Source organism: Alistipes sp. ZOR0009 (genome assembly GCF_000798815.1).
Taxonomy (GTDB): domain Bacteria; phylum Bacteroidota; class Bacteroidia; order Bacteroidales; family ZOR0009; genus Acetobacteroides.
Genome location: NZ_JTLD01000063.1, coordinates 1 through 3907 on the forward strand (window position 1 = coordinate 1; position 3907 = coordinate 3907).

General features: G+C 41.8%; 7 protein-coding genes. 6 read left to right on the forward strand and 1 reads right to left on the reverse strand.

Translation table 11 applies throughout. The annotated features are described in order from the left end of the window. Nucleotides 1–493 precede the first annotated feature (493 nt). The 6 genes from L990_RS15495 (at nucleotide 494) to L990_RS15520 (ending at nucleotide 3549) form a co-directional block, all read left to right on the forward strand. Nucleotides 494–1243 (forward strand): energy transducer TonB, encoded by a 750-nt coding sequence (locus L990_RS15495; protein ID WP_047451250.1) that lies wholly within the window; start codon nucleotides 494–496, stop codon nucleotides 1241–1243. Nucleotides 1244–1315: 72 nt separating this feature from the next. Further along, nucleotides 1316–1564: a hypothetical protein gene (locus L990_RS15500; protein WP_156121635.1), complete on the forward strand. Its 249-nt coding sequence runs from the start codon at nucleotides 1316–1318 to the stop codon at nucleotides 1562–1564. Nucleotide 1565: 1 nt separating this feature from the next. Further along, nucleotides 1566–2066, forward strand: a complete 501-nt coding sequence (locus tag L990_RS19435) for a hypothetical protein (RefSeq protein ID WP_052181075.1) — start codon at nucleotides 1566–1568, stop codon at nucleotides 2064–2066. Nucleotides 2067–2100: 34 nt separating this feature from the next. After that, nucleotides 2101–2658 (forward strand): hypothetical protein, encoded by a 558-nt coding sequence (locus L990_RS15510; RefSeq protein ID WP_047451256.1) that lies wholly within the window; start codon nucleotides 2101–2103, stop codon nucleotides 2656–2658. A gap of 44 nt (nucleotides 2659–2702) precedes the next feature. Beyond that, nucleotides 2703–3155 (forward strand): hypothetical protein, encoded by a 453-nt coding sequence (locus tag L990_RS15515; protein WP_047451259.1) that lies wholly within the window; start codon nucleotides 2703–2705, stop codon nucleotides 3153–3155. 58 nt (nucleotides 3156–3213) lie between these two features. Continuing rightward, the gene (locus L990_RS15520; RefSeq protein ID WP_047451262.1) at nucleotides 3214–3549 is read left to right on the forward strand and encodes a DUF6150 family protein; all 336 of its coding nucleotides are present in this window, start codon (nucleotides 3214–3216) and stop codon (nucleotides 3547–3549) included. Between the two features lie 169 nt (nucleotides 3550–3718). Here L990_RS15520 and L990_RS20430 read toward each other — a convergent pair. Beyond that, nucleotides 3719–3907 (reverse strand): hypothetical protein (locus tag L990_RS20430; protein ID WP_231562291.1); only part of this gene is annotated, 189 nt, incomplete at its 5' end.

The following is a 3907-nucleotide window of genomic DNA, read 5'->3' on the forward strand; positions in this document are numbered from 1 at the left end:
TTCATCAGAATCCTGTTCGTAATGGGTTGGTTGTTAATGCAGAGGATTACCTATATTCTAGCGCAAGATGCTATGCGGGTATGAGTGGGCCGCTAGAAGTAATACCGTTGGATTTTGGTTGGAAGACCTATAGATAATGCAGGCTTTAGCCTGCTTGGATAGATTCGACTGAGGCAGGAGCCTAAGCCGAACAATGGTCGTGCTTCTACAACGACACTATTCTATAAGCCTTTGATGTTTCCAGCATCAGCTCCTATAGTAAGTCATTCCGGAGGAATGAAAGGTTTATAGTACGGATGAGTAAGTGTTTTTTCGACCCGTTGGGGTCGAACATTATAAAAAGGCTTAGCTTGACGGCCATGGGCAGGAGCTTCAGCCGAACACTAGATAAAATGGTAAGATGAAGATTTCTTCTTAACCAAAAACAGGTTAGGATTGGAGTTGAAATAGGCAGAATAGAAATAAGCGGTTACCAATTACATATGAAAATACCATGAAAAGAAGATTACTTGCTGCGCTATTTGCGGTTACTTCAATACTGGCTTATTCTCAGTCCGAAGAAATTATAGATCCTGTAGAAACACATGCAATGTTTCGGGGTGGTGAGAAAGAAATGTGGTGTTTTATTGAGCGTAATCTAAGCTATTCCGAGCTAAGGCGTTCAAATAACGAAGGGATTGCAAGAGCATCATTTGTAGTTGAAAAGGATGGGCGAATCTCTAACGTTAAGTGCGTATTTTATAAGGGAAAATCAAGGGTTGTGGTTAGAGATGCAGTTGTCGAAAAGGAGGTTGCAAGGGTTATTCGCATAATGCCACGTTGGGAACCTGCCATCCAAATGAATGTAAATGTAAGAGTAAGCTATAGCTTACCCCTAAAAATACCTTATAGTAGCTTTAAATGTATAAGCTCAGAATCGGATACTACCGTATATTATGATTGCGATATAAGTGCAGATTTTACCTATGGGGATAAGGCTACATTAAGAGATCGAATAAACGATTTTTTGCTTAGTAATCTAACGCTACCAAATGATGATGACTGTGTAGGAACGGTTTATGTTAGGGTCGTTGTGGAAAAGGATGGCAGCCTAAGCCTCTTTAAAGTAGAAAGAAGCTTAGATAAGGCGTTTGATCAAGAAGCGTTAAGGGTAATAAAAGCAATGCCGAAGTGGAAGCCTGCATTAAGACGCGGAGAAGTCGTCCGTTCCTACATGATTATTCCGGTGAAGTTTATGTGGTAAGCATTATTGGTTGTATTTCCCCTCATGGTACGAGCGTCAGACCAAAAGGGGCGTATTAAAAATAAATGTACAATGATTACTAAGCAGCAGGTCGATATCTTTCGAAAGTACAAAGGCGATGCTGATGCCTTTGCACGATGTGCCACCCAATATGAAGCGCAGGTTGTTGGTGAAGCTGATTGGTTGGCAATAGACGATGCAATTCAGGGGGTGGAGCTAATTCAGAAGAGGGTGTGCTCGAGTGAGTATAAAGCTAGTATTTTAGAGAAAATAAATGAAAACTTCGATGTGGAGGCATTGAGCCAGATTGTAGAATGGTAAAATGAAAAAGAAGAGAGGTTTAAGGAGGTATTTTAGGAACCTAGGGAACCGCTTTTTTGTCGAAAGCTTAGATTTTAGCGGTGGTAACCAATCGTGGTTCGACCTGTATCACATTCATGTTGATGGTACAGGGTTAGGTAATAAATCGTGGAGGTCGCGAAAGCAGCACCTCGATGCGTTATTCCGCATTGCAGGTCGGGTTGAAGCAAAGCTGGCAAACCTACCAGTAGAGTTTCAGTATTGGATACAGGTATCAGAGTGCGATAGCAGCGAAGATGCCGTATACATCCATACGGCCAACCCAAATGGTACGGAGTTTCCTATCTCAATCGGATTTGATAGCACTAAGCCTCGCACTACTAGGTTGGTCGAATATCTAGCTCAGCAGGAGTATCAGATTTATACTAAAACGTTACTTTGCGATAACGGAAAGGAGGAGCTATTTTTCTTCTTAACCAATAACAGGTTGGGATTAGAGTTGAAATCATCTGAATATAAATAAACGGAATCTATTCCTAGAACACAAAATTTAGAGTATGAAAAGATTAATGAAGTTAGGAGTCATACATAGGTTGTTTTTGATAGTTGTTTTAATAATTAATGCCTATATATATTTAGGGCTTTATGATTACCAGCATGTTGAGTTGTTTCGTGTAGTTGTATTTTACTTATGCATTGCCTCTGTACTAATTTTTGTGCTACCTGATGAGATTAGAATAATGCGGGGTACAGTTGTAATTGCAAGGAGTGCAAAGGTTGATAGAATGCCCTTATTTATCGTAGTATTGTTACTTGTATTACTCGTCGTTATCTCTCCAAGTAAGGATATGAGGTTTGGCATTAGTCGTGACTATTTTCTTGCCATATTTTGGGTTCTTGTAATGTTTTTATGGCGTAGTAGCTGCTATAGAATATCGAGTAAGTTTATATATGGTATAGATCAAAAAATTAGGATAAAGGATATTATCGAGGTTGTGAAAACGGAAGACGAAATTCGGCTATCAAGCGAAAAGGAGCAGATGGTTATTAGGCTTGATAGTATTCTGAATTCTGATAGAAAAGCATTTGTTGAAAGAGTAGAAGCACTCGGATAAAATCGGATTTGGGGGATTGAATCACTAAAATAAGCTGAGTAGAAATGAGCGGTTGGATTGAAAACGAGCAGGTAGAAAGAGCCTTAAAGGAAAGATCGGTACAGGAGATAGAGCAGGCCGACGTTAAGTTTTCCATCTCCGACGACTTTAGCTACTGCGTTTTAGTGCGTAGGCACTCTGCTTGGGAGGTAGGAGATGGCGGTTGGCGCGATGCAAATCAGCCGCCCAAAGAGGGGGAGTCGTGGCGCTGGGTTTTAAACTTTTACCACTACAGTAGGGAGCAGGAGCAAAGCTCCTGGTTTAAGATATTCGTTCCGTTAAAGTACGAGGTGCTCGGCATGGAAGCGGCAGGTGATAGCTACAGCATTATTACGGTAAACGGAGCTATTACGGGCAAGTTTTCTTCGCACAGCTCCCTGATGTGGAGCTTAATGACGGGAAATGCGGAGACGGAAGCCGAAATAGAGCGTAAGTTTCTGCTAGTTGCCCAGCCGTAGGCGCGCTGGGATTGTTTCCTAAATGGTATATTGTCGCTGTAAAAGTAGAGGAACATATATGAAAAGAATTCTATTATTGTCGATTGTTGCACTTCTATTTGGCCGTGTGGAGGCGCAAAGGATTTATGTGGCTAGCTATGAAAGCCAGGCAAATGTCAAAGTTTTTGTTGTTAAGTATGAATGTCAGGCCGACTTAAAGGTATATGAGGTTAAGTACGAGTGCCAGGCAAAGGGGAATGAAGGACGATGGTGTTACACCAAGTATAGCGGCCAGTCGCAAAAGAAGATTTGCTTTGTTAAGTACGAATGTCAAGCCAACCTAAAAGTTTGTTTTGTACGCTATGAATGTCAAGCAGGATGGAGGAATAAGTCAAAGCGATACTTAATGGAATAACTTAAGGGGCTATGCCGATAGGTTTGTATGGGAAGGCTATCAATGGTAGTGCACCAGGAAAGAACTCCGTTCGGCTGAGGCAGGAGCCTAAACCGAACAATGGTCGTGCTTCTACAACGACACTATTCTATAAGCCTTTGATGTTTCCAGCATCAGCTCCTATAGGAAGTCATTCCGGAGGAATGAAAGGTTTATAGTAGGGGTGAGTAAGTGTTTTTTCGACCCCGTTGGGGTCGAACATTATAAAAAGGCTTAGCTTGACGGCTATGGGCCTCCGTTCGGCTGAGGCTATCGCCTCAGTCGAATCTATCCTAGCAGGCTTTGCCTGCAAACGTAAGGGAGCAGTAGTGCCATCTAA

Coding starts and splice junctions, on each gene's coding strand:
- L990_RS15500 (WP_156121635.1), top strand. CDS start 1,316: ATGATTACTAAGCAGCAGGTCGATATCTTTCGAAAGTACAAAGGCGAT.
- L990_RS15495 (WP_047451250.1), top strand. CDS start 494: ATGAAAAGAAGATTACTTGCTGCGCTATTTGCGGTTACTTCAATACTG.
- L990_RS15515 (WP_047451259.1), top strand. CDS start 2,703: ATGAGCGGTTGGATTGAAAACGAGCAGGTAGAAAGAGCCTTAAAGGAA.
- L990_RS19435 (WP_052181075.1), top strand. CDS start 1,566: ATGAAAAAGAAGAGAGGTTTAAGGAGGTATTTTAGGAACCTAGGGAAC.
- L990_RS15510 (WP_047451256.1), top strand. CDS start 2,101: ATGAAAAGATTAATGAAGTTAGGAGTCATACATAGGTTGTTTTTGATA.
- L990_RS15520 (WP_047451262.1), top strand. CDS start 3,214: ATGAAAAGAATTCTATTATTGTCGATTGTTGCACTTCTATTTGGCCGT.